Below are 2,163 nucleotides of genomic sequence, written 5' to 3'. Positions count from 1 at the left end.
CCGAGCAGGGCGGCGCCGAGCGGCGAGCGGGCGGTGATCACCAGCACGTCGCGCTGCCCGTCGCTGAGCTTGAGGCCGGCGCCGTCGGGGCCGAGCAGCAGCCACTGCTCGTCGCCGTTGTCGTCGGCCAGTTGCACCAGCGTGCCGAGGGTGATGCCGCGCGGCGCGGCGTAGGGTTGCAGCGGCAACTGGCGCCAGGCGGCGAGGGCCTGGTGGATTTCCTCGACGCGGCGCGACTGGCCCGCGGCCAGGTACGACGCCTCCAGACCGAGGGTGTCGTACTTGTTCTCGGCGATGTTCTCTTCGTGGGTCGCCGCTTCGTAGGCGGTTTGCGCGGCGCGGCGCGCCAGCTCGAGGTCGCTTTCCAGGCGCTCCAGCAGGCGCTCGTGCAGACGGGCCTTGTCCATCGGCTTCAGAGGGTTCTCGCGCGCAGGCTGACCGGGAGGAACACGTCGACGATCACTTCCTCGCCCTCGCTGCTGAACTCGACGCGCCCGCCGAAGCTTTCGCACAGCGCCTTCACCGTCGGCAGGCCAAGCCCCCAGCCCTGCACGTCGCTCTTGGTGGAGATGAAGTAGGGCGTCGCCAGGTTCGCCAGCACGTCGCTGGGAATGCTGCCGCCATTGCGCACGCGGATCAGCATTTCGCCCTCGAGGTGGCGCTGTTCGATGAAGATCGGCGCGCTCTTGCTGCCGTGCTTGGCGGCGTTTATCACCAGGTTGTCGATGATCCGCAGGAACGCATGGCGATCCCAGAACACCTCCTCTTCGGGGGTTTCCAGGTCGACGCGCAGCTCATTGCCGATCTGGATGCGCAGATCGGCGACCGCACCCTCAAGCAGCATGCCGACGGTGAAGGTCTCGCCGTTGAGTTGAAGGCCACCACCGAGGCTGACGTGGGAGATGTCGAGCACGTTGGTGATCATCTGGCTCATGCGCTGCAGGTTCTTTTCGAGAATATCCAGCATCTCGTCGCTGCGCCGGGTAGGGCTCTTCTGCATCAGCCCTACCACCATCGAGGCGACGGTGAGCGGCGAGCGCAGGTCGTGGCTGAGCGAGCGCATGAAGCGCTCGAGCATGATCTTCTCGGTCTGCAGGTTCTGGCTGAGGGCAATCGCCACGTTGCGCTGCTGTTCGACGCGTTCGATGCGGTGGTTGGTCTTGAGCAGCGAAGAAATGGTCGCGACCACTTCGTCCGGGTTGATCGGGTGCGTCAGGTAGGCCTGCGCGCCGCTGTTGAGCCCGGTGGCCTTGTCCTTGCCGGTGACGAAGGTGGCGGAGATGTTGATGACCGACGGCAGCTTGCCGCGGCCGAGCTTCTTCTCGGCGGCCTGGATGAGGTCGAACCCGGTCATGTCCGGCAGGTTGATGTCGATGATCATCAGGTCGATGTCGGCATCCATCAGCGCCAGGCCCTCTTCGCCACTGCCGGCCTCGATGATCTCGTAGGACGGCTGGGTGGCGAGGATCTTCTTCAGCACGTAGCGGTTGGCGTCGGTGTCGTCGATGACAAGGATGCGCTTGCGGGTCTTCATTCCTGTCTCCACGCGAGGGCTCTGACGCATTGCAGCAGGCGGTCAGAGTAATCCGCCTGGGTCTTCAGCAACAGCGCATGGCAGTGGGGCTCAAGGCGAGCGCGCTCTTCGTCGCCGAGGGGTTTCGCGGTATTGATCACCACCCGCTGGTGCATGCTCCAGTCCATGCTGGCGAGCAGGTCATCGCCGCTGATGTCCGGAAGCTCGAGGTCGAGGAAGATGATGTCCGGGCGTACCGCGTTGAGCTTGTCGATGCTGGCGCGGGCGCTGTCCGCCTCGATCAGCACCGGATCGTAGGGTTCCAGGGTGCGGCGGATCAGGTAGCGGTCGGCGTCGCTGTCATCGATGATCAGGATAGTCGTCCCGCTGAGGTCAAGTTCCCGCTCGTCGCTTTCCCCGCCGCCCAGTTCCAGCGGAATCTGCACGTAGAAGCGGCTGCCCTGGCCTTCGCGGCTGGACAGGCTGATGCGCCCGTTGAGCAGGGTCGCCAGCTTCTGCGCCAGTGGCAGGCCCAGGCCGGTGCCCTCGATGTTCTTCAGGTTCGGCGACTTGATCCGGCAGAACTCCTCGAACACCCGCGCCTGGTTCTCCGCGGAGATACCGATGCCGGTGTCCTCGACGAGGAACTC

3 protein-coding genes are annotated in these 2,163 nt (G+C 65.2%); all 3 read right to left on the bottom strand.

All coding sequences use genetic code 11. The annotated features are described in order from the left end of the window. A partial coding sequence (locus B3E91_RS04030) for a GreA/GreB family elongation factor (RefSeq protein WP_287028477.1) occupies positions 1–407 on the bottom strand: 407 nt, incomplete at its 3' end. Positions 408–412: 5 nt separating this feature from the next. Then, entirely contained in the window at positions 413–1,534 is a 1,122-nt protein-coding gene (locus tag B3E91_RS04025; RefSeq protein WP_287028476.1) for a hybrid sensor histidine kinase/response regulator, read from the bottom strand. Next, on the bottom strand, positions 1,531–2,163 hold a 633-nt coding region (locus tag B3E91_RS04020), incomplete at its 5' end, for an ATP-binding protein (RefSeq protein ID WP_287028475.1). The genes B3E91_RS04020 and B3E91_RS04025, both read right to left, overlap by 4 nt.

The sequence above is a fragment of the Pseudomonas sp. UBA6310 genome (genome assembly GCF_002438225.1).
In the GTDB taxonomy this organism is placed as follows: Bacteria; Pseudomonadota; Gammaproteobacteria; order Pseudomonadales; family Pseudomonadaceae; genus Pseudomonas_O; species Pseudomonas_O kuykendallii.
The sequence above is the reverse complement of the archived record's forward strand: the minus strand, read 5'-3'. Positions and strand labels throughout refer to the sequence as shown.